At 41.4% G+C, this 26,823-nt stretch carries 24 protein-coding genes; 10 read left to right on the top strand and 14 right to left on the bottom strand.

Annotated features, from left to right (window positions below; all coding sequences use genetic code 11):
• Window positions 1-11: 11 nt before the first annotated feature.
• Complete coding sequence (locus tag FO442_RS02880; protein ID WP_144331630.1) at window positions 12-695, bottom strand: hypothetical protein; 684 nt, start codon at window positions 693-695, stop codon at window positions 12-14.
• Window positions 696-749: 54 nt separating this feature from the next.
• Window positions 750-1,145: a hypothetical protein gene (locus FO442_RS02875; protein ID WP_144331629.1), complete on the bottom strand. Its 396-nt coding sequence runs from the start codon at window positions 1,143-1,145 to the stop codon at window positions 750-752.
• 264 nt (window positions 1,146-1,409) lie between these two features.
• Here FO442_RS02875 and FO442_RS02870 point away from each other — a divergent pair, with 264 nt between their 5' ends.
• Window positions 1,410-3,596: a glutamine synthetase III family protein gene (locus FO442_RS02870; protein WP_144331628.1), complete on the top strand. Its 2,187-nt coding sequence runs from the start codon at window positions 1,410-1,412 to the stop codon at window positions 3,594-3,596.
• A 214-nt stretch (window positions 3,597-3,810) separates the two neighbouring features.
• Window positions 3,811-5,022: a 4-hydroxy-3-methylbut-2-enyl diphosphate reductase gene (locus FO442_RS02865; RefSeq protein WP_144331627.1), complete on the top strand. Its 1,212-nt coding sequence runs from the start codon at window positions 3,811-3,813 to the stop codon at window positions 5,020-5,022.
• Here the strand turns inward: FO442_RS02865 and FO442_RS02860 are convergent.
• A complete protein-coding gene (locus FO442_RS02860; RefSeq protein WP_144331626.1) occupies window positions 5,019-5,285 on the bottom strand; it encodes a hypothetical protein in 267 nt (88 codons plus the stop codon). The genes FO442_RS02865 and FO442_RS02860 overlap by 4 nt on opposite strands.
• A gap of 55 nt (window positions 5,286-5,340) precedes the next feature.
• On the opposite strand from FO442_RS02860, the gene cysC reads away from it, so the two are divergent.
• A complete protein-coding gene (gene cysC, locus FO442_RS02855) occupies window positions 5,341-5,868 on the top strand; it encodes an adenylyl-sulfate kinase (protein WP_144331625.1) in 528 nt (175 codons plus the stop codon).
• On the opposite strand, the gene FO442_RS02850 is transcribed toward cysC, so the two are convergent.
• Together FO442_RS02850 and FO442_RS02845 are read right to left on the bottom strand one after the other, a co-directional pair.
• Entirely contained in the window at window positions 5,865-8,438 is a 2,574-nt protein-coding gene (locus tag FO442_RS02850) for an alkaline phosphatase family protein (protein WP_144331624.1), read from the bottom strand. The two genes, cysC and FO442_RS02850, sit on opposite strands and share 4 nt — an antisense overlap.
• Before the next feature lie 234 nt (window positions 8,439-8,672).
• Window positions 8,673-9,521, bottom strand: coding sequence for a T9SS type A sorting domain-containing protein (locus FO442_RS02845; protein ID WP_144331623.1), 849 nt, complete (start codon window positions 9,519-9,521; stop codon window positions 8,673-8,675).
• Window positions 9,522-9,726: 205 nt separating this feature from the next.
• Here FO442_RS02845 and FO442_RS02840 point away from each other — a divergent pair, with 205 nt between their 5' ends.
• Window positions 9,727-11,427: an adenylate/guanylate cyclase domain-containing protein gene (locus FO442_RS02840; RefSeq protein ID WP_186279853.1), complete on the top strand. Its 1,701-nt coding sequence runs from the start codon at window positions 9,727-9,729 to the stop codon at window positions 11,425-11,427.
• Between the two features lie 39 nt (window positions 11,428-11,466).
• Here the strand turns inward: FO442_RS02840 and FO442_RS02835 are convergent, their stop codons facing one another.
• The 9 genes from FO442_RS02835 to FO442_RS02795 all read right to left on the bottom strand — a co-directional run bounded on the left by FO442_RS02835 (window position 11,467) and on the right by FO442_RS02795 (window position 19,941).
• Window positions 11,467-12,315: a hypothetical protein gene (locus FO442_RS02835; protein ID WP_144331621.1), complete on the bottom strand. Its 849-nt coding sequence runs from the start codon at window positions 12,313-12,315 to the stop codon at window positions 11,467-11,469.
• The gene (locus FO442_RS02830) at window positions 12,312-12,902 is read right to left on the bottom strand and encodes an RNA polymerase sigma factor (protein ID WP_186279851.1); all 591 of its coding nucleotides are present in this window, start codon (window positions 12,900-12,902) and stop codon (window positions 12,312-12,314) included. Before FO442_RS02830 ends, FO442_RS02835 begins: the two co-directional genes overlap by 4 nt.
• 5 nt (window positions 12,903-12,907) lie before the next feature.
• Entirely contained in the window at window positions 12,908-14,095 is a 1,188-nt protein-coding gene (locus FO442_RS02825; RefSeq protein WP_144331619.1) for a hypothetical protein, read from the bottom strand.
• Window positions 14,096-14,162: 67 nt separating this feature from the next.
• The gene (locus FO442_RS02820; RefSeq protein WP_144331618.1) at window positions 14,163-14,843 is read right to left on the bottom strand and encodes a LuxR C-terminal-related transcriptional regulator; all 681 of its coding nucleotides are present in this window, start codon (window positions 14,841-14,843) and stop codon (window positions 14,163-14,165) included.
• 89 nt (window positions 14,844-14,932) lie between these two features.
• Entirely contained in the window at window positions 14,933-16,021 is a 1,089-nt protein-coding gene (locus FO442_RS02815; RefSeq protein ID WP_144331617.1) for a hypothetical protein, read from the bottom strand.
• Complete coding sequence (locus FO442_RS02810) at window positions 16,018-16,566, bottom strand: hypothetical protein (RefSeq protein ID WP_144331616.1); 549 nt, start codon at window positions 16,564-16,566, stop codon at window positions 16,018-16,020. Before FO442_RS02810 ends, FO442_RS02815 begins: the two co-directional genes overlap by 4 nt.
• Before the next feature lie 3 nt (window positions 16,567-16,569).
• On the bottom strand, window positions 16,570-17,103 hold the full coding sequence (locus FO442_RS02805; protein ID WP_144331615.1) for a hypothetical protein: 534 nt from the start codon (window positions 17,101-17,103) through the stop codon (window positions 16,570-16,572).
• A 357-nt stretch (window positions 17,104-17,460) separates the two neighbouring features.
• Entirely contained in the window at window positions 17,461-18,741 is a 1,281-nt protein-coding gene (locus FO442_RS02800) for a hemolysin family protein (RefSeq protein WP_144331614.1), read from the bottom strand.
• Window positions 18,742-19,941 carry a pyridoxal phosphate-dependent aminotransferase gene (locus tag FO442_RS02795; RefSeq protein ID WP_144331613.1) on the bottom strand — a complete coding sequence of 400 codons (1,200 nt, stop codon included), beginning with the start codon at window positions 19,939-19,941 and terminating at the stop codon, window positions 18,742-18,744.
• A 76-nt stretch (window positions 19,942-20,017) separates the two neighbouring features.
• On the opposite strand from FO442_RS02795, the gene FO442_RS02790 reads away from it, so the two are divergent.
• The 6 genes from FO442_RS02790 to FO442_RS02765 all read left to right on the top strand — a co-directional run bounded on the left by FO442_RS02790 (window position 20,018) and on the right by FO442_RS02765 (window position 26,819).
• Window positions 20,018-20,791, top strand: coding sequence for a M15 family metallopeptidase (locus FO442_RS02790; protein WP_186279849.1), 774 nt, complete (start codon window positions 20,018-20,020; stop codon window positions 20,789-20,791).
• A gap of 73 nt (window positions 20,792-20,864) precedes the next feature.
• Complete coding sequence (locus FO442_RS02785) at window positions 20,865-21,320, top strand: RrF2 family transcriptional regulator (RefSeq protein ID WP_144331611.1); 456 nt, start codon at window positions 20,865-20,867, stop codon at window positions 21,318-21,320.
• 274 nt (window positions 21,321-21,594) lie between these two features.
• On the top strand, window positions 21,595-22,473 hold the full coding sequence (locus tag FO442_RS02780) for an aldo/keto reductase (RefSeq protein WP_144331610.1): 879 nt from the start codon (window positions 21,595-21,597) through the stop codon (window positions 22,471-22,473).
• 2 nt (window positions 22,474-22,475) lie between these two features.
• The gene (locus tag FO442_RS02775; RefSeq protein ID WP_144331803.1) at window positions 22,476-24,584 is read left to right on the top strand and encodes a nitrite/sulfite reductase; all 2,109 of its coding nucleotides are present in this window, start codon (window positions 22,476-22,478) and stop codon (window positions 24,582-24,584) included.
• Entirely contained in the window at window positions 24,577-25,341 is a 765-nt protein-coding gene (gene cobA, locus FO442_RS02770) for a uroporphyrinogen-III C-methyltransferase (protein WP_144331609.1), read from the top strand. Before FO442_RS02775 ends, cobA begins: the two co-directional genes overlap by 8 nt.
• On the top strand, window positions 25,338-26,819 hold the full coding sequence (locus tag FO442_RS02765) for a TSUP family transporter (RefSeq protein ID WP_144331608.1): 1,482 nt from the start codon (window positions 25,338-25,340) through the stop codon (window positions 26,817-26,819). Before cobA ends, FO442_RS02765 begins: the two co-directional genes overlap by 4 nt.
• The last annotated feature ends 4 nt before the right edge of the window (window positions 26,820-26,823 follow it).

Raw genomic sequence — 26,823 nt, 5'->3', positions numbered from 1 at the left:
ACGCCGGAAGATTACTGCGTAACCAATTTGGATCCATGATAGGGGCAAAACTCATAGTTCGCAGGGAATAATTCTCCGTCATTCGTGCACTTTGCATCTTTGTATAAACTTGGAAGGGGAAGGTGAAAAGTAGCTTTTGTGGAAGCCAGGCTGAGATTAAAATCGGTATTTCCATACGGATTCAATAAATTATCTCCCACATTATCGGTGACTTCAAAATAAAACACCGACATTCCGGCTCCCATATCGCCAAGCATTTGAGCGAACATCGGTTTTAGGTAATCATTCAGCATCAGCAATTCTTCCGATAATTTGGATTCCGGAATGGGTTTGTAGTTTTTACCGTTGAATGTTGCAGAAATGTTATTACGCAGGTAGGAGGCTTCTTTTGATTCGAAGGTCCGTGATGCCGAACTTACTTTCCCGGAGATGGCAATAAAAATGGATTTGTTGCCGAGCATTTGTTTTAACTGGGTGATCACTTCCGGACCAAATGCCTTCGGGTCCTTTGCAGAAAGCACTTCCCAGTAAATTTCCGGGAACCAGTAGAGGATGGTGATCTCCTCGTTTGATGTATTGGTGTAAACAATATCTTTCAGGAGTTTGTTTTGATCAACATCCTTCAGCGCTAATTTTTGTTGTGCAAAGGAAGAAACTGAAAACGTCAGGATAATGAAGCAGAGTATATTTTTCATGTTCAAGGTTTTGAACACAAAGTTATCGAAATTGTCGAAATTCAAAGAGGCGAATTAATTCTCTTGTAATTTGGAAAAACGGATCAGGAAATCGCGTTCTTCGGCTGCCGGATTTTCAAAAGAACCGAAACGGAGTGTTGCAACCGATTTGTCCATGAAGTAATGCTGTTCCAGGATCGGTTTGATTGACTGAAAGATCTGGTCTGCATTTTTCCCGTTAAAATAAAGGTAACCGTCACCGAAATCCATTGAGATATCGTGACCTTCATATTTCCCCAACTCACTGTCTTTAATGTTAGAATCCAATTGCTTTTCCAGCTCATGCAATTCATTTAAATCCTCAATTCCATAGAAGAATTGAATAACAACCAAATGATTTTCGTCCATATGCGTGATATTTTCGTTGGTTGCTTTCTTTTTCTTCCGTTGAAAAAAACCAAACAAGTTCATTTTAAGTGTCTTTCAATTAAGAAGTAAGTTAGATAAAAAAAATGAAAATTCAAGGCCGGATGATTTATTTAACACTACTCTGATTCCTTGGGGAGCCGTCTTTTAAAACAGGAAGTGTGAATTCAATAAAAGATGTGAGTAGGGTTTATTTTGGTTATTTTTAGAAAGACCCCTTTGAATTAACAGGGGGTGTTTATAAAATTTTGCACTTTTTCTTGGAATACCCCCTTTGAAAAATGTATTTTTGTCAAAAATTTTGAATTTATGGCAACAAAGCGATTACAGGCGTATCAGGATGTACTCAATCGTACACCAAAACACATCGATTACGATGGGAAAGTTTCCGAACTGTTCGGGAAAAATGTATTTCATGCAGAAGTGATGCGTGAGTACCTTCCGTCGGATGCATACAAATCCATGATGGAATCCATTCAGAATGGAACCCGCCTGGATCGTAAAATGGCCGATCAGGTTGCCTCCGCTATGAAAGACTGGGCTATCACAAAAGGAGCAACACATTATACACACTGGTTCCAACCGCTTACCGGTGCAACTGCTGAAAAGCACGATGCATTTTTCAAACCGGTCGGACCAGGACGTGCAATTGAGCGTTTTGACGGAGAATTGTTGGTTCAGCAGGAACCGGATGCTTCTTCTTTCCCGAACGGGGGAATCCGGAATACCTTTGAAGCAAGAGGTTATACGGCGTGGGATCCGTCTTCGCCGGCATTTGTGATCGGGAAAACATTGTGTATCCCGACCATCTTTATTTCCTATACAGGTGAATCACTGGATTATAAAATGCCTTTATTGAAAGCATTGCACGCTGTGGATAGCATTGCCACGGAAGTATGCCAGTATTTCGATAAAAATGTAACGAAAGTAAACGCAACATTGGGTTGGGAACAGGAATATTTCCTGGTTGACCAGGCATTGTTCAACTGTCGCCCGGATTTGATGATGACAGGCCGCGCATTGTTCGGTCACGCTCCTGCAAAAGGACAGCAATTGGATGATCATTATTTCGGGTCGATTCCTGAACGTGTAACTGCATTCATGCGTGAGTTTGAAAATGAAGCCATCTTATTGGGAATCCCGGTAACAACACGCCATAATGAAGTTGCTCCGAACCAGTTTGAATGTGCTCCGATCTTTGAAGAATGTAACCTGGCAAACGACCACAACTTGTTGTTGATGGATTTATTGGAAAAAGTTGCACGTAAGCATGATTTCCGTGTATTACTACATGAAAAACCATTCGCAGGAGTAAATGGTTCCGGGAAACACAACAATTGGTCCTTAGGAACGAATACAGGAGTGAATTTGCTTCAACCGGGAAAAAACCCGAAAACAAATCTTCAGTTCCTGACGTTCTTTGTGAATACCATTAAAGCGATTCATGATAACGCAGATTTGTTGCGTGCATGTATTGCTTCCGCAAGTAACGATCACCGTTTGGGCGCAAACGAAGCTCCTCCGGCAATTATCTCCACATTCATCGGTTCCCAGTTATCGGAAGCGCTGGATGAGTTGGAAAAAAGTGTGAAAGCGGGAAAAATGTCCCCGCAGGATAAAACGGAATTGAAACTGAATATCGGTAAAATTCCTCAGATCATGCTAGACAATACGGACAGAAACAGAACTTCCCCGTTCGCGTTTACAGGAAATAAGTTTGAGTTCCGTGCGGTTGGTTCTTCTGCAAACTGTGCTTCTGCTATGATTGTTTTGAATACTATTATGGCGAAACAATTGCAATTGTTCAAAGTGAGTGTAGATGCACGCATCGAAAAAGGAGAATCGAAAGATGAGGCAATTCTGAAAGAGCTTCAAATCCTGATCAAGGATTCCAAGAAAATTCGTTTTGAAGGAAACGGATACGGTGAGGAATGGGTGAAAGAAGCTGAAAAAAGAGGATTAAACAACTTCAAAGACACTCCGCGCGCATTGAAAGCTTGGGGAGACAAGAAATTCGTGAAGTTGTTCGATGAAATGAATGTATTGACACCACGTGAGCTGGAAGCACGTCAGGAAATCGAGTTTGAAAGCTATATTTTAAAGATCCAGATCGAAGCCCGTTTGATGGGAGATTTGGTTCAGACACACATTATTCCTGCAGTAGTGGAATACCAGAACAGATTGTTGTCCAATATCCAGGGAATCATGTCTGCTTTGGGTGAAAAAGCAGGGAAAGAGGCTGCGGCAGCTCAAATAGAGTTGGTTACTAAGATTTCCATGCATTTGAATAAGATGAAAGCAACGTGTGATACGATGCTCCAGGCACGCAAAGACGCCAACAAAATTGAGCATGCGGAAGAGAAAGCAGTGGCATATTGTGATAAAGTAAAAGTTTATTTTGACGAAATCCGTTACCATGCAGATAAATTGGAGTTATTGGTAGACGATGAGTTATGGCCGTTGCCAAAATTCAGAGAAATGTTATTTACCAGATAAGAGAAAGCATCGCTTTCGGAAAAGTAAAATTCAACCCGGTTCTGATTCAGGATCGGGTTTTTGTATCATAAACTCTTTACGAAGTTTTAGAAAAAAAAACGATGCTTGGGATAAGTGCAAGCTTATCCACCATTTACCATGGTATTTAATTTAAGTTCTTTGGAGAAAGGTGATTATTTAATAATTGCAACTATTCCGTAACTTTGTTAAACAAATGAAACAATTCGATATTCCATCCATATTTCGCTCGCCGATCATTTCAAAAGTGAAGGCATTTCGGAAGAGTCAGGATCCGAGGAAGAAGGATTTCTCGCCGACGGTGTTGGATTTTGGAAATGTTCAGTTATTTATTGCGCGGCATTTTGGCTTTTGCTATGGTGTTGAGAATGCGATAGAAATTGCTTATCGCGCTGTGGAGGAAAACGCCGGAAAACGCATTTTTCTTTTGAGCCAGATGATCCATAATCCGACAGTGAATGCAGACCTCACACAACACGGTATTCGGTTTATTCAGGACACTTCGGGAAAACAGTTGATCCCCTGGGAAGAATTGAATCCGGATGACATGGTTATTATTCCTGCATTCGGAACAACATTGGAAATTGAACAAATATTAACCAATCGGGGAGTTTCGACCGAAAAATACGATACGACCTGTCCATTCGTGGAAAAGGTTTGGAACAGGGCAGAGAAATTGGGTACTGAAAATCATACATTGGTCATTCATGGAAAGTACGATCATGAAGAAACACGGGCCACATTTTCGCATGCGGCTTTGAATGCGGAAGCAGTAATTGTAAAAAATATGGAAGAGGCTGCTTTCTTGGCTAAATGCATTACCGGTGAAGCTTCAAAGGAAGAATTTTACCACTTTTTCAAGGGAAAACACACACTAAATTTCGATCCTGAAATCCACTTAAGCAAAATAGGAGTGATCAATCAGACAACCATGCTTGCAAGTGAAACGCAGAAAATAGCCGAATTCCTGAAAACCGTTACGGAAGAGTTCGCTGCACGTTCGAAAGTAAATAAAACAGTTGCCGATACGCGTGATACTTTGTGTTACGCAACCAGTGATAATCAAAGTGCTACGGAAGCCTTGATGAACGAACCACTGGATTATGCCATCGTAGTAGGCGGATATAACAGTTCAAATACCTCCCATTTGGTGGAATTACTGGAGCAAGGTTGTCCCGTATATTTCATAAAAGACGAAACGGAAATCGTGGATATGGAAACAATTCGCAGCTTCAATAGGCATACCCACGAGGTAGAAACCATTAAAAATTGGATGAGAGGTGGAAAAGTGGGAATTACTTCAGGTGCCTCTTGCCCGGATTCAATCATCGATCTTGTAATTACCAAGGTACTGCGATTGGCGAACGGTCAGAGGTCAATTGATGAAGTAATCAATGACTTAAATTAGCAGATTGTAATTTTTTGAAAATGAGTTTCATCGTCATAATGAGAGTCCTTTTCAAAAATTAATTCACTGGCATTGCATTGGATGTGCCATTTGAAACCCACCCCTTCAATAAAATTTTTACTGGTTTTGCTGGAGCACACAATATCAATGGTGTTGCATAATTTTTCTACACCGTTGACAATAACTCTCCATTCTTTGGAGTGGGGATCTTCTTGATTGTAGTTTGTATTGAAACGAATTAAAACTTCTAGCTCAGAGTTCATGAGGTAATACTTAGTATACGAAATTAATTAAATTTGCGATAAACCTTACGTATTTATGATAATTCAATTAACAGGAATGTCTGGTGCCGGAAAGACTTCACTTTCAATTTCTACAAAAAAAGTATTGCAGGAAAAAGGAATTAAAGTCGAAGTACTGGATGCGGACGATTACAGGCAAAATGTATTCAAAGAATTGGGTTATACAAAAGAGGACCGGAACGACAATATCAGAAGACTGGCATTTGTAGCGAACAAGTTTAGTCAGCAGGGAATTGTGGCCATTATTTGTGCCATTAATCCTTATGATGCCATTCGCAACGAATTGCTTGAAAAGTATTCGGAGATGTATACGGTTTACGTTCAGTGTGATTTGGAAACGCTTACGCAAAGGGATACGAAGGGATTGTATCACAAAGCGATGCTCCCGGATGGGCACCAGGATAAAATTTACAATTTAACCGGGGTAAACGATCCGTTTGAAGTTCCGCAGGTATGTCATTTAACCATTGAAACAAATAAAGAAACGCTGCATGAATCCACGCAGCGTTTAGCTCAATTTATTCAGTCAAAAGCAAATAACTAACTGATTGCTTTATCTTTTCTGTTTCTGTATAGTTCGGAATCAACGGATGCTACCATTTGAGCTACATCCAGCTTGTTTTCAAGAAATATATTGACCCGTTCAGCCTCTGCTGATGGATTTTCAATTACATCAGAGTAATTCACAAATAATACATCCATGTGTGGTTGAGCTTCCAACCATGCCCTGTTTTTCTCCTTTTGCTGTTCGAAAGTAGTTTTAAGCTTTGCATTGTAAGTATCAACCGGTTTACCCAACATCTTTTGCTGTGACTGCATGACTTCATCCAGGTCTCTTTCCATGAAAATAATTTTATAGTCACAGTTCAAATCCAGGTTTCCGAGTAATTGCATAATCACTTTGATTGTTTTGCCATTTTGGTCCTTTAACCAGGAATTGTCTTTCAGAAGGCTTTTAACAGGTTCGTATTCCAGGTATCCTTTCGGGTTGTTTTCATCACTCTGACGGATGTTGTCGGTAAGAATATCTGCTCCCCCTGCTTTCAGCATCTGCATCATCATGGATGTACCCGAACGGGGCAATCCTGAAACAATGGTTATTTTCGGTTTCATGTTTTTGTTTAATATTTCCTGATGTCTCTTGGCAAGTTCAGGTTTATTCAAATAATTGGTATAAATCTGTACCAGGTGTTTGCGGGCAATGCTGTATCCCGGTTCCTGTTGAAGTGCCATTTCAAACGCGTTGGCAGCGTGTTCATATTCCTTGGCAGCAAGTAAGGCCTCTCCTAAATGATAATGAGCAACAGGGAACCAGAACTTGATCCCGATAGCAGAAATACCGCTTTCTATAGCTTTTTGATAAGATTTCATCCTAAGATAGGTAAGGCAAAGACCATGGTAAGCGTCAGCATCTTCGTTGTTGAGCTGTACCGCTTTGTTAAAACTTTTATTGGCCTTTTTCCATTCTCTCAGCATCAAATATGTTTTTCCCTGGAGAACATAAGCTTCAGGGGTTTCCATTTCGCTATCGTTCAAACTATTCAATAATTCAAGCGCCTTTTTTGGATTCAGGTCCAGCATGTGAATCTTGCTTTCCAGTATATTGATATAAGGGGTGTTTTTGTAACCAAAAATTTCGCGCATTCTTTTAAGAATCGATTTTGCTCCTTCTATTTCTTTCAGGGAAACATAGGTGTTCAGCAAACGAATAAGAATCTTCCCGTTTCTTGGAGTCAATTCCAATAATTCGTTAAATAACACAATTGCTTCCTGAAGAGCTCCCTTGGAGTATTTGATGCGCGCAGAATGGTATTTGAACTCAAACTGCATTTGTCTCTTTTGTAAGTCTGCATTTTCACCAAGCGGTTCAACGTATCCTAAGGCGATGAGCTGTTCCAGTGATTCCTGGGCAGCCCAGACATCGTCTTTGTCATTCGGGTCCAATTCTCCCCAGTCTCCTTCACGATCAGTTTCGTAACTATCAATGTATTTGATTTCCTGCGGTTTCTCAAATGCCTGGACCAATACTTTCCCAGACATATCCCGAGCCACCGGAAGTCCGAATAAATGCAGGATCGTCGGTGTGATATCCAGTAACCCGGAGCCATAGATTTGCTCGTCTTTTTTTATTCCCGGACCGGATAAACAAACAATACCAAAAGGTGAATGTTCATATGCCGGAGCCATAGAATCTTTCGGAAGTTGCAGAAGACGTCTGTGGTCTGAATAGAATCCATGATCGGATAAAAGAATAATATATGTATCCTCATCAACTAAATGAAGCAATCTATCCAGCATCATATCATGATACCTGTAAAATCCTTTCATTACTTCGCTGAAGAGTTCATATTCGTCTTCAGCGACATGGGCTTGTCTGGGAGGATGGTATTTCATGAATTCGTGGGAGGCGCGGTCAATGGCATCCAGGTACAAACCTAAAAAGTTCCATTCTTTTTTTTCTAAGATCTCTGTAGCAACATTATGAAAGGAGCTGCAACGTGCGAGTAATAACGGAATTTGTTTTAATAAATTCTCATATTTGGGATTGTCCAGCTGTTCCTGTGTTGCTTTGGGTAAAAAAGGTCCTAAATGAGCCCAGGTTAATTCAGAAGGATGAATCCTAAGGTCTTTTAAATTTTCCAGCTCGGATTTTGGGTTCACATGGATTTCATTTAACGCCCAATTACTTTCGTTATCCTCTTTTGTGAAATCCGTAAAATGATTTGATACCATAATCCCATTGATCGGTTCACATGGATAGCTTGGCCACCAACCACACACATGTGTTTTCAAGCCCTCATGGTGCAGGATATTCCAAATTGCTCTACAGTTACGGGAATGGGATGAAATGGGCCTGCGTTCACCGGTTGTCGGATGAGGTTCCTGAAAAGATAAGATCCCGTGTTCGTCACCGTATTTGCCAGTCGCGATGGAAGTCCATAAAATAGGAGATAATGGAGGGTCCAATGTCTGAATATTCCCCATTACTCCCTTTTCAACAAGTGTTGCCAGAGCCGGCATTTCTCCTTGGTCTAATAATGGATTAATAAATTTCCAATCGGCAGCATCCCATCCCAAAAGGAGAACTTTTTTTTGATTCTTGGTACCTGACATCTTATTTTTTCTTTTTTGATTGAGACTTTTTTGCTTCGGCTTTAGCTGCCCGCCAAGCTCTTAATCCTAAAGAACCTAATGCCAGCAAGCCTAATGATCCATTTTCCGAAATGGTCATTTTATAGATGTCAATCGTTTCGTCTGTTGTTTTATTTGATTTGGAGTCCACTGTTCTTAAAATAAAAAACCTCCAAAAGTTTTACAACTAATGGAGGTTCAAATATAAATTAATTCTTAGTTAAGAATCACTTTTTTTGTTCCCATTACGCCATTGTCCTCAAACTGAACGATGTACATTCCGGAAGTAGCATGGCTAAGGTCCATAACAGCAGAACCGTTTTCCATTTTTCCTGTAGCAACTGTTTTTCCTGTCATATCAATCACAGTTAGGTTACCTTGTTGCTTAGAAGTAATAGTAACATTTTTACCGTTTACGGAAGTGAACCAAACATCCGCAGGCATTTCAGCAATTCCCAATCCTGTTTCACCTGTAGTAAGTCCCATATCAGGAGTCACACGGTAAGCGTAATCCTTGATCATTGTTGAACTAACATCTGTAGGAACCTGGATGCGAACCCATCCATAGTGAGTACCTGTAGTCAATACGAAACGAGCTCCGATATAAAGATCTGCTCCTGTATTGAATTGTCCGTAAGCACCGATTGTAGCAATATCTACTGCGTTTGAAGCTTGTGACCCACCGAAAGCAGTTGTATCATACCAGTTTGTTGCAGCCGGATCAACAAGCACTCCTGAAGCTAATGCAGCTGTGTATGGATATCCTGCATCATCATAACCCATTAATGCAGCAACATCGTTCGGCTGGATAAGGTTCATTGACAAGTTAATTTGACCTGCTGTCGGGTGAACGAATCCATAAGAACCAACAATCATATCAGCATTTCCATCACTGTCGAAATCAACTTCGTAAGCGTTTAATGAATCGTTGATTACATTCAATGTTACATCCGGGTTAACGTCTGTATAAACGATTTGTGCATCAGCTGCAGCTGCAGTTCCAAATACCGCAGAAGCCAAAGCTGAATAAGACTTCAATTTTTCTTTAAGTAATGATTTATTCATACCGTAATAGTTTTAAATAAAATATTTTGGTAACGAATATACTCGTTTTTTTTCTACAACTCACTTTCTCTATTATTTTTTTTATTAAAAGAATGTTTTTGATAAGTTAAATAATTGATTCTTTTTTTATCAGTTCTTGTAAAGTTATTTCCTTCATCACGGATTGGAATTAATTATTATCTTCATTTTTAGTTTGTAGATGTTTATGGAGCGACTGATTAACATTTTGATTATTGATGAAAAGGATTCGGACCAGCTGGCCTTAAAAGAAATTCTTGGCGGAGGTGGGAATATCCTGTTATTTTGTGATTCCATTGATGAGGCACACGATATTCTGAAAAGAAGAGAAGTAGGGATTATTTTAATCAATGTAGACAGTCCGCATTTTTCATCGATGGAAGATTTCAAGGAATTGTTGCACGTCCATGCTTCCAATACGCATTATTCAATTATTATCACTGAAAATACACGAACGGGATCCAAGCTGTTGAAAGGGTTTAATTCGGGTGCAGTGGATTTTATTACCAAACCGTTCAATCCTTTATTGATCCAGGCAAAACTGGATGTATACAAATCCTTGTATTATAAAGATCAGCGCATTGCCCAGCTATTGGGAAATATTCTTCCTGAAAATGTGCTCGACGATTTAAACCAGTTCGGTAAATTCTCTCCGAAAAGGGTCGACAAGGGAGTGGTCCTGTTTACCGATTTTGTGGACTTCTCTATGAAATCCAAATCCATCAAACCGATCAAACTCGTTAAGCGCCTGGAATATTATTTTACGGCATTTGATGAGATCGTTGAGCGGTATAAGCTTGAGAAAATTAAAACGATTGGGGATGCTTACATGGCAATTGCGGGGGTAAATGAAGACAATGCCCAACCGATATTGAGAGCCTGCATGGCTGCGCTGGAAATGCGCAATTTTATCCGCAACGAAAAGGAACTGGCGAAAGCTATGAAAAAGGATTATTGGGAAATCCGGATCGGTGTTCATGCCGGACCATTAGTTGCAGGGATCATCGGATCCAAAAGATATTCGTTCGACGTATGGGGCGACACGGTTAATATTGCCGCAAGAGCACAGCAGTTTTCGGGAATCGATCAGATTACGATTACCCAGGCGATTTATGATGAATGTCACGCGTATTTTGACACCAAAGACCTGGGGAACGTTCCGATCAAAAAACGTGGCGGAACGATGGAAACATTTGAACTGGAATCTTTGAAACAGGAATTTAGCCTGTATGCCAATGGGAAAGTCCCTTCCGTTGAATTACGAATCTTATGTGAAATTGCTACGGTAGATTTCGAACATATGCGAAGTGATATCCTGAATAAATTGAAATCCATGCTTCCGGATGAAGTTGTTTATCACGATTTGGGACATACCTTAAATGTGGAAAAGGCAGCGATTCGACTGGGAAAACTGGAAGGCTTGCATGACGATGAAATGCTATTGTTGAGAACTGCAGCGTTATTTCATGATACCGGGTTCATTTTTACCTATCACAAGAATGAATTACATGCTGTAAGGCTTATGGAACAAATGCTTCCGAAATACGGATTCAACCAGGATCAAATTTATCAAATCCGTGAAATGATCCTGGCCACTTCCCTGGATATTGAACCGGTGGGACTGCTCCAGGAAATTCTGTGCGATGCGGATCATGACTATTTGGGAAGAGCGGATTATTATGTAGTTGCATCTAAACTAAAAGACGAAATGATCGCTTTTGGAATGGAATTGTCGGAAGAAGATTGGATCCGGATGCAGATTCAGTTTTTAGGAGAGACGCATCAATTTTATACCATTACGGCAATGAATATTCGCCAAAAGGGAAAAATGAACCGTTTGGGGGAATTAAAGATCGCTTTGACAGAACTGCAGAACCAGCGAGTTTAAACAATTCAAATTGCAAAATTCAAACCCCTTAATAATTCACTAAAAGCTCGGTTCTATCAGCATTAAATAATCACTGGTTTGAATACTTGGCTTATAATCTTTTGCGGATGAGGCATAAAAACCTCCCGGATTTAAATCGGCATCCAAGCCTGCTTTAGTTAGAATGTTCAGATCTTTTTTTCCATCTGCTTTTTCCGCTCCAGTCGATTTGCTTTGATCATCGGCTCGGCCACTTGAAGAAGTGACCCTGCTTCCATCTGGACGGTTTACTTTATATGGTGCGCCTGCAACAACTGGTGGAGCAGAAGCTTTGTCGCTCAATGTATAGCTTGCTGAAGTTGTCCCATTACTGTAAATGGAAACATCTTGGGATACATTTTTATCTTCCGGAACGGCAGATGCTGCAGTAAATTCTTTTTTGGTCTCTTCATTAAGCGGGAATTTCTTCTTTTGCTCAATATTGACTGTTTCAGGAGAAACAGAATCTGTGCTTGCCGTTATTTTGGCTGCATGGCTTTTTTCCAATTGTTCTTCAGGAAGTGAGAACCAAAGGGTTGTCGCGCTAGCAGATAACAACAGAACAGCCGCTACACGAAATATCGTACGATTGTATAAGGGGACGATTTTCTTTTCAGTTACTTCGGCAGGTGCATTCCAGTTTTGACTGATTCCGGGATGTTTGGCCTGGAAAACAGTGTTCAGGCTTGTTTTCACGGAAGCAGAAACTTCCTCTCTGTTTGAAATAGCCAACTGATCAATCTCCGCGTAAAAGGATTTCATTTCATTGTATTCTTCTTCTGAAGAAACCAATTCCTGAATGATTTCCAGTTCGTTGGAGCTTAATTCACTGTACGCTTTTGTTTGTATGATTTCATCAAATGTATTCATGGTAATTTTGTATGTTCCGGTTGGTATTCTTTTAATCCTTGTGCCAGGTATTTGGTAGCATAGAATAAACGCGATTTGATCGTGCCCTCACTAATCTCCAAAGCTTCGGCTATCTCTTTAATCGATAATCCATCGAAATGGCGCATTTCAAATACTTCCCGATGTTTATCTTCCAGTTGCGTGACCTGATAATTATAAGCTTCCTTAAAAAGCGCATGATGTACTTGGTTCTCGGTATTTTTATTTACATCACTAACAGCATACGTGTGGTCTAATCCGTTCGTTGTGTTTTTTCTGATTTCTTGTTTTTTATATTCGTTTTTGCACATGTTGTTTGCTACCGAATACATCCACGTTTTAAAGGAACGGGTAGTATCAAACAGCTCGGGCCGGTGAATCAACTTGGTAAAAAAATCGTGTACAAAGTCTTCTGATTTTTCGCGGTCACGCCACAGCATGCGTATGAAATACGAGAGCAGGGCAGATGAATAACGGCCATAAAGTTTGTCAAAAGCTCGCTGATCACCTCCTGCCATCGCAATAACCAATTGTTCATCGGTCATCTGGTCGTATTCCTTTTTAATCATTCGCATCAGCGCTTAATTTTTGAAAGTTGACCGGTTTTGTGAGCCCTCGTGGCTACGCTCATGATGATGTGGTTGATTTCCTTAACGTCTTCTGTTTTATTGTATTCTTCATATAATCTCGAAACGCTCAGGAGTGCAGGCAGGTAATTTGCCGAGAGAGCATCCGATTGCTGATCCTTCCCAATACCCAGTTCGTATTTTTTCCATTTTGTTTCGACCAGGGAAATGTTCCAGGCATTGTAATCCAAAGAAGCTGATTGATCATATGCAAAGGTCAGACCAACCGGATTCAGGGCCGAACTCATTCCCTGGAAATACTCCTTCGGGAAAGACATGGAAAGATACAGGTTTTTTGAAACATTGAGTGCGCAGAAATTTTGCACGAAGGTGGTGTCAACATACGTTGAATTCGGGAGGATATATCCGCGAGAACTCAAACTTGCCTGATATTCCGGGCTTTGCATCAAATCCACTGAGATCAGCTGAAGATCAGCTCTTCCCAGCGTGTTTTTTTCATAGTTTACAGGAATTAATTCGGTATACCCATGTAAAAGAAGTGTTCCGTTACTCGGAACTGAATTCACCATATCAGTGGCATAACTCAACAAACCTGCACTAATCTTGTTTTGAGCGATCATTTGAAGCGCGACACTGTCTGCCAGTTCCTGGTCATTCACGGCTACTCCGTATGCTGCCAGTTCTTGCTGAACTTCCGTTTTGGTCGGTTCCAATTTAGCGGCTTGCAGCAATTCGGGGAATTGTTTCGGATCGTATTTGCTTAACAGATAGGTGTAAAAGTGTTTTTCAAAGCTTCCGGGCAGCATGTTCGCATAGATCTGTGCACTTTGCTTCATATTCAGAATTTCTTCCGCACTGGCACTTCTCCGGGTTAATTGATGTTTCGAATCGGCATAATTGCTTTCGAATTGATACTTCGCGCTTTTTAATTGTTGAATGCTTGCATTGGAATCCTTATCGGCAGACTCTTCCGCAAATTTTGGATTGGAAACTGTTCGGTAAGCTTTGCTTTTCTTTGTTGCAACCTGGATTTCCTCCAGTTGCGGTGCTGGAACTCTTGTGGTATCCTGTTGAAGGGGTTCGTTTTTATTGGAATTGTTTTGATATACATTGTTTTGTGCACTGCTATAAGCAGCTGTAAGAATGAACAAAACAAGAAATATGTATCGGTGCATAAAGCAATTTTTATCTGTAGTACAATCAGATTAAAATTAGGTTCAAAAAATGAAAGAAAAAAATTTCCTAGGAATTAGGATCCGCTGCAAACAAGAATTTGTTTGGGGACACCAGGTTTGTTTTTACAGCATAGATAACGATTCCGGCCGTATTCTTTACCCCAAGTTTCGCCATGATGTTCTTACGGTGTGTATTGATCGTGTGATTACTCAGGCACAGAGAATCTGCAATCATTACATTCGTTAATCCTTCAGCGATCATGGTAATGATTTCGGTTTCACGCTCACTCAGGGTGATGGGTTCGCAGCTGAACGAATCAAAATCGATATCATTCACATCAATGGAGGCGTCACGAATCGTTTCCAGGATTTGTCCGCAAAAGAATTTATTTCCTCTCCATGTCTCCCGGATAGAATCGATGATCTCTGAACTGTCACAATCTTTTTTGATGTAGCTTTTTACTCCTGAACGCAAGGCATTGACCAATGTCTGAGCGGATTGCTCCGGCGTAATTGCTACCACGCTCAGATCCGGTTTTTTTTGAAGAATTTGGGGAATTACATCAATGGAGAACCCTTTTGATGTATAATCAACCAAAATAATGTTCGCATCAAATGCTTTGTTCAGGGCAATGAGTTCTTCGTTATTCCGAGCTTCCCCCACAATCTGGATGTTTCGCTCTGTAGACAACAGTGTACGCAATCCAATACGTATGATTTCATTACTGTCGGCTAAAATGAGCTTCATTATTTAGATTAATTTTAAACAAGACAAAAGTAAGGAAAAAATGCTACCATGAAAACTTTATCCTTATAAAACTTTTACTTGTTGAATTCTCAATGAAATTCATCCGAAAATGTGTGAAAACTTTCCTGCAAAAGTGGTAGTTTTCTGTATGGAATTTTTGTTATCCGGAACGTATCCCCGGAAATATTTACCAGGTTCTCCTGCCAGTTGCAAGTTATGGTACCGTCATTTGAAACATACCGGTCGTGCGATTGAATTTCCATATTATAATCCTTGAATTCGTCCTGATGAGATTGCAGGATCAGGTAGTGCTGACGGTGAACGAAGAGGTGCTTGATTTGGCTGCTTCCGTATACGCGATATGCACCATGGTGTGCCAAACGCGGGAACCGGTCATCATTGAAGTTCCTGCTGGAAATGGTAGGAAAGATGCATTCGGCAATAACCAAAAAAGCAAAGCAGAATCGGAGCATCAGGTGTCCTTTGGAATGAACGGGAAAGATGGGATTTGTTTGAAATCCGAAAATACTTTTCCAGTTCTCAGCAAAACAGGAGCTGTAGACGATGCTGAATAAAAGCAGGGAACAGGATAACAGCTTGACGGAAATATCAAAGGAGAAATTCACCAGGACCACTTGTGTGAATACTGCGATCGCCAGCAGGGAGGCGAGGAATTGAGTGCGCTTGAACAGAAGGAGCAGTGCAGTGAATACTTCAATGATGCCTAAAGTGACCGTGTAGGAATAGGAGCTTCCAACCAGCGACCAATAGGCGATGTCTTTGGACAATTTCCCGAAAGGAGTGTAAGCGGTATTTGGTTCGGGTAGGTAAAACTGGCTCTTTGTGATTTTATCCCATCCGTATTTAAACAGGAAGAAAAACAGGATTGCGGCAAGGGATGTTTTAAGCACCTGAGTGGGATTCCACTTCAACTTCGCACAAGCCTGACTGATTACCGGGGAAAAAAGGGCTCCAAACAGGATACTCAAAGAAATCAGTATATAGGTTCCGTAAGTGTCTGTTTCGAAGATCAACGCTTCATCAAGGGTTTTTAGTAAACCAGTGAAAGGTTTTTGTATCGTCTTGAAGATCCGGTCAAAGAGAGAATAATCGAATGGAAGCAGAAGAATCCACCAAAGGGTTATTCCGATAAAATTCAGTTTCAGGTGTTCTTTCATGAAGCAATTTGAGGAGAAAATGCCTGCTTAAGGATTCGGAGTATCAATAGTCCGCCGCCTGTTATTCCGAAAAGGAACAGGAGATAAGACTTCTTTTTCTTTTTGGGATTGGGCTCTTGAACAGGTTTGTAATCTGATTCTTGCGGGCTTAATTCGGTGTCTTTGATCAGCTGTTGTAATTGCATACTTGGAGCTTTGACACGTCCGGTATCTGCTGTATGCTTAAGATTGATATATTCGATGTGTTTATAATATTCCTGTTGATAAATAGAGTCAATATCTTCATTGTAAGTACTGATTTTTCTGTTTTTACGAATAGTGTCGTGATAGATCATTCCTGAAAATTCAGAGTAAACTTCAATATAGGTTGAGTCATTCAAACGTACAATTTGGATCAATCTAGGACCAGGCTCTCCAAAATTGGAGTTTGGATCAACAAAAAAGTCTATAGCTGTCCCCGAATGGCTTTTGTGAGCAATAATGGAGGTTTGTGACTGGGATAACGAAGCCGCCAAACAAATGCAAAGAGTGAATATTGTTTTCATAACTTAAGAAATTGAAGGCTTTGATTGACCGAATACTTTCAGGATTAGCATTCCGCCTCCGGTAATTCCAAACAGAAAAAGCAAGTAGGATTTCTTTTCTTTCTTTTTTTTGGGGGTATCCAGCTGCTTTTGCTTTAGTTCAAGCTGCATTTGTGATTCTTCCGCTTGCTTCAACTCCTCCTGGTAGTGTTGCATTTGCTCTTCTTTTTGAATGGAGTCCAAATACCTGGCACGGAATACCGTTTCGGAATACCGCTGTTTGTTTGATAGTGTATCGGTTTCGATGATTTTTTGGTTGAAATCTGTTACTTCCAGGATAATCGCAGAATCATTCATAGACCTGAAATGTTTTGCAGGGTATGATTTTAATTCCGGTGCTGGGCGGTCAAAATCTGTTTTAATTGCTCCGAAATTACTCATTGGATTAACAACGTAATTGATTGCTGTTCCTGCATGGCTCTTATGGAAAATTAAGGGTGTTTGGGCAGTTGTCAGGAGTGCAGATCCGGCAAAAATAGCTGTAAGAACTTGATACATATTGTTGTTGTTTGGAAGGGAATACAACCGGGAATTGAATTGGTTCAAAATAAAAAGCCCCCGGTTGCCGCCGGGAGCTCTGTCGTATTCCTACAACATTGTTTGGTGTATATTTCCCTTTACACGTTAATGAAATGCAGGATTTATGAAAAGTAACGGAAGAATTTTATCATTAACCGCTAGTCTGTAAGTAAGTTAACTAACATGCTAATTATTTTAAGTTAAAACATTGATTATGAATAGTTTAAATCGGGTTGTAAGTAAGTTAGCTAACATGCTAATTGTTTTATATTAAAATGTTGATTATGAACAGTTTAGAATGGGGTTGTAAGTGAGTTAGTAAACTTGCTAATCGCTTTAATCCTCAATCGGAATCTCCCGAATAATCAGTTTATCAATCCGCGCACCATCCATATCAACCACTTCAATCTCAAAATTCAGCCAATGGAATTTCTGACCCGTAGAGGGAACACTCCTCGATTCATTCAAAACCAATCCTCCGATGGTGGTGAAATTTAAATCGGAAGAATTGTCTTCCAGACCGAACTGGCGGAAGAATTCAGCGATCGGGTACTGACCGTCAATTAACCACGATCCGTCCTCGCGCTGAATGAATTCAAATTCCTCTGAATAGAAATCATTGAAATCGCCTACAAGCGCCTGCAATAAATCGTTCAAGGTGACAATTCCCTGAACCTGACCGAATTCGTCGGTGATGATCCCGTAATGTGTTTTTGTATCCTTAAAATGAACCAAGGCTTCATAAGCCGAGATGTTCTCCAAGAGGAATTGTGGTTTCAGCATCAGGTCCTTCAAGCTGAAATCAGCGTGATTGATCGTTCGAAACAAATCCTTCAACAGCACAACTCCCAATACGTGTTCCCGTTCGTCATCAAAAACGGGGTAAACCGAGTGCATTTCCTTTTCTACCTGTTCGCGGACTTCATCCTTCGTGTCATTAATGTCAATAAAGATCACGTCGTTTCGATGCGTCATCAAGGAGCTGATGTTCCGGTCACCGAGGTGGAAAACACGTTCCACGATATCTTGTTCGATTTCCTGCACTTCGCCACCTTCCGTACCTTCCTGGATGATTGCTTTGATTTCCTCTTCCGTTACTTTTCCTTCCGAAGACTGTTTGATGCGAAGTACTTTGAGTAAAAGATCGGAAGTAACCGTTAGCAACCAAACAAACGGTGCCGTGATTTTAGAGATAATCAGCATCGGTCTGGCCATCGTTTTTGCAATTGCCTCCGGATTGGTCAGACCGATGCGTTTAGGAACCAATTCTCCTAAAACAAGGGAGAAAAAAGTAATGATGACTACTACGGAGGTTACAGCCAAAAAATGAGCATAGGGTTTCAATGCCGCAAAACCCTGGAAAAATCCCTGGATATCCGAAGTCATTTTTTCTCCGGAGAAAATACCCGTTAAAATTCCGATCAGGGTGATACCAATTTGTACCGTCGAAAGGAATTTGTTGGGTGAATTCATGGTTTCAAGAACCAGCTTAGCACTTTTGTCGCCTCTTTTTGCGGCTACATCCAATTTGGATTTTCGGGCAGAAACCGTAGCGATCTCAGCCATGGAGAAAACCCCGTTCAGGATTATTAAAAAGAGGATTATGAGTAGTTCCATTTATCTGATCGTTCCTGGATAAATTTCCAACGCTTTTTCCAAACAAACAACTGCTTTCTTCAACGAATCCTGGTTTAACACATAAGCAATACGTGCTTCCTGCAACCCTGCACCAGGTGTAGAGTAGAATCCGTTTGCCGGTGCCATCATCACGGTTTGACCTTCGTATTCAAATTCTTCCAGTAACCACTGACAGAACTTTTCTGCATTATCAACAGGGAATTTAGCCACGCAGTAAAATGCTCCGCTGGGTTTCGGGCAGAAAACTCCCGGAATACTGTTCAATCCGTCAACCATGATGTTTCTGCGTTGTACATACTCGGAAACAACATCATCGAAATAAGACTGAGGCGTATTCAAAGCTGCTTCCGAAGCAACCTGGTCAACAGTAGGAGGGGAAAGCCGGGCTTGACCGAACTTCAGTGCTGCAGTCATCACTTCCTTGTTTTTGGAAACCAATGCTCCGATACGCGCCCCGCACATAGAGTAACGTTTGGAAACCGAATCGATCATAATCACATTGTTTTCGATTCCCTCCAAATTCAAAACAGAAAAAGGTTGCGCACCGTCGTAACAGAATTCTCGGTAAACCTCGTCAGCAAATAAAAACAAGTCGTGTTTCTGAACGATATCGCGCAGTTGTTCCAATTCTTCTTTGCTGTACAAATAACCGGTAGGATTTCCGGGGTTGCAAATAACAATTGCTTTTGTTTTGGAAGTGATTTTTGCTTCGATTTCGGAAACCGGAGGTAAAGCAAATCCTGTTTCGATACTTGAAGTAACCGGAACAACGGTTAACCCTGCGGTTACCGCAAAGCCATTGTAGTTTGCATAAAAAGGTTCCGGAATAATGATTTCATCTCCCGGGTTACACGTTGTCATGAACCCGAAAATCAACGCTTCAGATCCACCCGTTGTAATAAGGATATCCTCCGTGTTTACGGGAAGACCGCCTTTTCGATATGTTTCAGCCAATTTGGTTCTGTAAGATTCAAATCCTGCTGAATGGCTGTATTCAATGACTTTGTGATCAAAATTGCGAATAGCGTCTAAAGCTACCTGGGGTGTTTCGATATCCGGCTGACCGATATTCAAATGGTAAACAGTTTTACCGGCTTTTTTGGCTTTTTCAGCATAAGGTACCAATTTACGAATCGGCGATGCTGGCATGTCAATGGCTTTTTGGGCAATTTTTGGCATTTCTTTTTCTTTATTTTGAAGAGAACAAAAGTACAGGAAATGTTGACATATGCATAAAAAACCTGATTTTTACGTCATGAAAAAAATAGGTGTTTTACTTCTAAGCGGGTTATTGGCAGGCGCATGCTCGGAATCCGCGGAATCTGAAAATTCATTTAAAAAACCACTTGCTACTAAAGAAGCCGATTCGGTGGAAGAAACAGAGGAAAAAGCGCTTGTGCCGAATAAAGGCTTTATCTTCCATAAAGGGGATACTTTGGTGAGTGTGGATCATTTCAATAAAAATATTTGGTGGGAGTTGAAGTATGCGTCGAAAGACAATTTTATGCGACGTATTTTATACGATACCTTGGAAAGAGCTTATGTACAAATAGAGGTAGCGAGACGGTTGGCAAGGTCCCAGGAATATTTAACCGGCAGAAATCCGGAATATCATTTATTGGTCTACGATGGACTTCGACCTTTGAGTGTACAATGGGAAATGTGGAATGGCCTGGATAGCATCCCTTTCTTGGAACGCATTAAATTTGTGAGTAATCCTAAAAACGGAAGTGTTCATAATTACGGGGCTGCGGTTGACCTGACCATTTGCGATTCAAAACGAAACCCCCTGGACATGGGAGCAGGGTATGACGACATGCGGAAGGTGGCCTATCCTTCCCTCGAATCCGAATTCCTGGAAAGTGGTGAAATCACCCAAAAGCAAATTGATAACCGGAAATTACTGCGGCGAACTTTGAAAAGTCAGGGTTTTTCCAATATCCCGACTGAATGGTGGCACTTCAATGCTTTTCCAAGAGCAATTGTGAAAAGGAAATACCGGTTAGTGACAAAGGAATTGGCGGAATAGAAGGCTGGTTTTAATCATCCTCTGAAATGGAAACGCTGTTTAATTCCTATTAAATTAGTAGTATATTTGTTTCATGATACCAAAGAGATCCAAATACGCAATTCAGGCGTTAAAGTGTTTAGCGAAAGTTTACCGTGAAAAGAAGCACTTGTCCATCGCAACGATCGCCGAAGAAGAAAATATTCCCAGGAAGTTCCTGGAAACAATCCTGCTTCAGCTCAGGAATGGTGGAATGGTCGGAAGTAAAATGGGTGCAACCGGGGGATATTTCTTGGTGAAGCATCCGGATGAGATTGTACTCAGCAGCATTATTCGCGCAACCGGCGGACCAATTGCTTTACTGCCTTGTGTGAGTCTGAATTTCTACGAAGAATGCACAGAGTGTCCGCACGAAGAACTCTGCGGATTGCATGATGTCATGCTCGAAGTACGTGAAGCAAGTATTCATATTCTTTCTAAAACCAGTTTGGCGGATTTAATTTTGAGAGAAAAAAAATTGCTGCGAAAATCTGAAAACAAGCGTAAATAGTCATTTTTTTGAAATTTATTTCCTACTTATTCGATAGGAGAAATGGAAAATAATTTTACTTTTCCTTGCACTTTTAGGGAAGAGCCATTTACTTTGCACCATCAATTACAGAAAACAATGATGCGAAAAAACTTCATGCGTAACATGTCCATGCAGCTATGTTGTATGTCCCTTAAGGGACAGCGGAAGGTATAACTATAAATGAACAATTGAGTTACAGCCCTTCTCCGCATTCGACAGAGAAGGGTTTTTTAGTGCAATCAGAAATTAAAAAATGAAAAAAGTATATATCAATGAATACGGTCCGAGGGTTTCAGCAGCGGTTTATGGTTTCTGGCGCTGGACGGAAGAAGATCTTCTCGATTCCCGGAAATTCGAAGAGGTCGTATTGTTTACACGGGAATTGGGAATCGATACCTATGATTTGAGCCCGGGAAAAGGAACAGGGGAATTGGAAACGCAGTTCGGGAAGCTGATCGAATCAAAAGTGATCAATCCCTCGGAATTGATCTTGTCAAAAAAAGTCGGTTTACGTGAGTATTCCGGTTCGCATGGAAGCGGCATTTATTACGATTTGAGTTCGCAGTATCTGACCAAAAGCGTGGAGCAATCGTTGATCCGGTTAAAATGCGAAAAGATCGATATCCTGATCCTTGAAAACTTCGATTTCCTCTCGAATTTTGAAGAAACCGCATCGGCTTTATTGAAATTACAACGGAGCGGAAAAATCGCTTACATCGGTGTTTCGAATTTCAATGTTTTCCAGCAAAGACTCCTGTCTTCATCGCTTTCGCAACCCATTATTACCAATCAGCTGGAACTGAATTTATTGCAAACGGAGGCACTTCATGACGGACGTTTCGACTTTATCCGTGAACAGCACAGCAGGGCACTGGCATTTTCTCCTTTGGCTGACGGACGCATTTTGCTTGGAGAAGATGCACAGGCGGTAAAATTACGCCTTGCCTTGATTGAGATCGGTAAGAAATACGAAGCGAATGTGGAGCAGGTTGCTGTTGCATGGCTGCATAAACTGGGAGCTTTACCCATTATCGGAAGCAAGGAAAAACGCCGGATCCAAAACGCGGCAACCGCTCATTCTTTTGAGCTTACACGGGAAGAATGGTATTACCTCTACAACGCCACAAAGTAGTCATGGAAAGCTTTAGAACACCATACGAAAAACAGGTCGGAAGCAGGAAATTACTGGTTGAAAAGGATGTTTTGGAACTGGGTGAAAAAATTGCGGCCTTTAAAGACGGAAAAATCTCCGATGATAAATTCCGGTCCTTGCGTTTGGCGCGCGGTGTTTATGGTCAACGTCAGCTGGGAGTTCAGATGATCCGGATCAAGTTGCCTTATGGAAAAGTAACTTCCCGGCAGCTGCGCAGAATTGCTCAGGTCAGTGAGGAATATAGTACCGGGCGTCTGCACATAACAACGCGCCAGGATATTCAGATTCATTTCGTCTCACTGGACCGTACTCCACAACTGTGGGCAGACCTGGAAAAAGACGATGTAACTCTGCGGGAAGCTTGCGGAAATACGGTTAGAAACGTCACGGCAAGCGACAATGCAGGGATCAATCCGGATGAGTTATTTGACGTGACGCCTTATGCGGAACAGGTATTTCAGTATTTCCTGCGAAAACCTTTCGGACAGGAACTGGGACGCAAGATTAAAATTGCCTTCAGCTCGGACGATCGGGATGACGCTTTTACTTTTATCCACGATTTTGGATTTATTCCACGCATGGAAATTCAAAACAGTCAGGAAGTAAAGGGATTCAAAGTCCTGGTTGGCGGAGGTCTTGGTGCACAGCCATTCCTCGCACAGGTTGCCTGTGAATTTCTACCCGCAACGGAGATCATTCCTTTTATTGAAGCTTCGGTACGCATTTTTGACCGGTACGGTGAACGGAACAGCCGGAACAAAGCCCGCATGAAATACTTAGTTTCAAAACTTGGGTTGGAAGTGTTTTTGGAGTTGGTCGACCAGGAGAGAGCAGCTGTTCAGTTTGATCCGGAAAAGAATCCGTTGATCGAAGTGAATAATTTTGATTATCAGGAGCTTGATCCGGTTGATATCAATCAATTGTTTACAAATGATCCGGTTTATAATCAATGGGTGAAAACCAATGTGTTTCCACAAAAGCAGCAAGGATATCTGGCCGTTTATGTGAAAGTTCCACTGGGAGATTTTTATACGGATCAGGCACGCTCACTCGCGTATTTACTGGATAGTTTACAACTCACTGAATTGCGTTTTACCATCAATCAGAATATTCAGTTACGCGGGATAAAACCGGAACAATTGCAACAGGTATATGCGCAACTTTCTGTATTGAACCTGATTGAGTCTGGCTACGGTGGTTTATCGGACATCACGGCCTGTCCAGGGACAGATACCTGTAACCTGGGAATTGCGAACAGTACTCATGTCGCGCTGGAACTGGAATCGTTTATTCGAACAAATTATCCGAAACTGATTGAAGAAACCGGTATTTCGGTTAAGATCAGTGGCTGTATGAACTCCTGCGGACAGCATGGTCTGGCACAAATCGGGTTTCACGGAAGTTCGATCAAAACAAAAGAGGGTACTTTGCCTGCCTTACAGGTATTACTTGGCGGTGGAAAGACGGGATCCGGGGCAGGCAGAATGGCAGAAAAAGTGATTAAAGTCCCGAGCAAACGTATTTTGAAGGTGGTCCAATTGCTGTTGGATGATTTCCTGGAATTCCATGAGAATGAAGAAACGTTTAACGATTACTTCGACCGGCGGCAAAACGGGTATTTCTACAGTTTACTGAAACCGCTGGCAGATGTGGAGAATGCTATCCCGGAGGAATACCTGGATTGGGGACAAAATGAACGTTTTGCAACTGCAATCGGGGTCGGGGAATGTGCCGGTGTGATCATTGATTTAGTGGCAACCCTGTTCTCAGATGCCGAAGAGAAATGGGAGGCTGCAACACAAGCTTTTCTGCAAGGGCGTTTCGCGGATGCAGTTTATTATGCTTATTCGGCCGGGATTCATGCAGCAAAAGCCAAATTGATTGAAAAAGGGATTCGTTGTAATACCCAGCAGGGAATCCTGATGGATTTTGATACACATCTTGGTGCTGATTTCGGATTTTCTGAAATGAATCGTTTCAGTGAGCTGATCCTTCGGATAAACAAAGAGAAAGCTTCTGAAACAGTTGCAAAAGCATATCTCAACGAAGTAAATGAAGTACTTACGAAACTGAAGAAAAAACATGAATAAGAATCAAACACCATGGGTTTCACTTGTTGGTGCGGGCCCCGGAGATATTGAGTTGATTTCTGTAAAAGGATTGAACCGATTGAAAAAAGCCAACGTGGTGCTATATGATGCCCTTGTGAATGAAGAATTACTCACCTTTGCGCCAACAGCGAAAAAAATCTTTGTTGGTAAACGTTTGGGATTTAAGGCTTATGAGCAGGATCAAATCAATCAGTTGTTGGTAAATTCGGCGAATGAATTCGGCTATGTAGTGCGCCTGAAAGGAGGAGACCCCTTTGTCTTCGGAAGAGGAATGGAGGAAGTCGGGTTTGTGCAGCTACACGGTATTCCGGTGGAGGTCATACCCGGAATTTCAAGTTCGATTTCGGTTCCGGCATTGGCAAATATTCCGGTTACACACCGTGGATTGAGTAACTCGTTTTTGGTGATATCAGCTACCTTGGCCGACGGTTCATTGAATCCTGAATTGAAGGAAGTAGTTTCATTGAATGCGACTATTATAATTTTGATGGGATTAAGCCAGATTGAAAAGATTATGGAGGTGTTTTTGGAAAATTTCAAACCGGAACTTCCTGCAGCGATTGTTTGTAATGGCTCCTTGCCAGATCAGGAGGTGCTGACAGGAACAGTTGCAACGATCTCCGGTTTGTACCGGGAAGCCCGGATTAGCGGTCCGGGAGTCATTGTGATCGGGGAAGTCGTTGCGTTTGCAAATGAATTCTGCGGAGTATTAACGGAATCAGGCTGTATTTCATGAGAGAATCGGACTCCAATGAATTATTTCCGGTGTTTCTGAAAACACAGGAGCTGCAGGTGTTACTCGTCGGTGGAGGAACGGTTGCTTTGGAAAAATTGCGTGCACTGCTTTTGAACTCACCCGAAACCACGGTCACAGTTGTTGCAAGGGAATATTCGGATGCATTCATTGATTTTGCCGAACGACATGAAACGGTTTATTTGGAAGTGCGTGATTTTGAAAGCAGCGATATCGAAAACAAACAATTGATCATAACAGCATTAAATGATTTGGAAATCTCGGAACAAATAATGAATCTGGCGAGTGATGCAGGGATTTTATATAATGCGGCGGACAAACCCGAATTATGTACCTTTTACCTCGGATCAGTTGTGAAGAAAGGCCATTTAAAAATTGGGATTTCAACCAATGGAAAATCCCCGACCCTGGCAAAACGGCTAAAGGAATTATTGGAGGAGCATTTACCCGATGAGCTCCATGATTCGGCAATCCATTTAAATAAATTCCGAAACTTCCTGAAAGGAGATTTTACCAATAAAGTGAAGAAAATGAACCGGGCAACAGCTTATTTGATCAGTAAATCGGAAAGGCCCTGGTATTTCTTTTCTCCATGGAAATTAAGTGCTTATTTAGCTGGGGTTTTGGTGATCATGATAACCGGGCATTTGATCTTTACACTGATTCCACCTGGGAATATCTGGGACTCCGCAACAACCATGATCGATTCGCTGACGATTGATTTTGTTTATTTTATGCTAGCAGGTTTCATCGCACAAATGATTGACGGAGCACTGGGAATGGCTTATGGAGTAAGTGCAACTACGTTTTTGTTGTCGTATGGGATTTCACCTGCGGTTTCCAGCATGTCTGTCCATGCATCCGAAATCTTCACCAGCGGAGTTTCCGGAATTATGCACCTGCGCTTTGGAAATGTAAATACCCGTTTGTTCAAGTCTATTTTACTTCCGGGAGTTTTAGGTGCGATTATCGGGGCATACATACTGTCGGAATTTGAAGCGTTCAATTACATCATAAAACCGGTAGTGAGTTTATACACCTTGGTTTTGGGAGGGTTGATTGTCTATAAAGTGGTTCGGAAAAGACAAGTCCGGAAAAAAGTAACAAAAGTCGGATGGCTGGGACTTTTGGGAGGATTCCTGGATTCAATCGGCGGAGGAGGCTGGGGACCGGTCGTTTCATCTACATTAATTGCACGTGGAAAACACCCGAGAATGATCGTCGGATCTGTTAATTTAGCGGAGTTTTTCGTTTCTTTGGCGAGTTCTTTTACCTTCTTTACCGTGATCGGAACAAACAATGTATGGCAACCTGTTTTAGGCTTGGTTTTAGGGGGGATTTGTGCGGCACCAATCGCAGCGTATTTAACTTCCAAATTGAATATGAAAGCGATGATGTTATTTGTCGGGATCGTCGTGGTGATTGTTAGTTTGCGCAATTTTTTAACGGTATTATTTTAAGAAG

The sequence above is a fragment of the Fluviicola chungangensis genome, from assembly GCF_007558725.1.
Lineage (GTDB): Bacteria > Bacteroidota > Bacteroidia > Flavobacteriales_D > Crocinitomicaceae > Fluviicola > Fluviicola chungangensis.
The sequence above is the reverse complement of the archived record's forward strand: the minus strand, read 5'-3'. Positions and strand labels throughout refer to the sequence as shown.